Origin of the sequence: Staphylococcus sp. GDY8P57P, assembly GCF_017892585.1 — a bacterium.
GTDB lineage: Bacteria > Bacillota > Bacilli > Staphylococcales > Staphylococcaceae > Staphylococcus > Staphylococcus borealis.
In genome coordinates, this window is record NZ_JAESLK010000056.1 from 397 (window position 1) to 727 (window position 331).

The 331-nt window shown below is 41.7% G+C and carries 1 pseudogene; it reads left to right on the forward strand.

The annotated features are described in order from the left end of the window. Positions 1 to 331, forward strand: a pseudogene (locus tag KA878_RS14445) (hypothetical protein); the annotation flags it as partial.

Here is a 331-nt window from a genome sequence, read left to right on the forward strand (position 1 = left end):
TCACACTCGTTGATGTTGATGCACTATCTGATGTACTTGTGCTTGTTGAGTCGCTCACACTTGTTGATGTTGATGCACTTAATGATGTACTTGCACTTGTTGAGTCACTTACGCTTGTTGATGTTGATGCACTATCTGATGTGCTTTCACTTAATGAGTCTGAAAGACTCGTACTTTCTGATCCACTTAATGATGTGCTCATACTTGTTGAGTCACTCACGCTTGTTGATGTTGATGCACTATCTGATGTGCTTGCGCTTAATGAGTCTGAAAGACTCTCGCTTTCTGATCCACTTAATGACGTACTTGCGCTTGTTGAATCGCTCACACT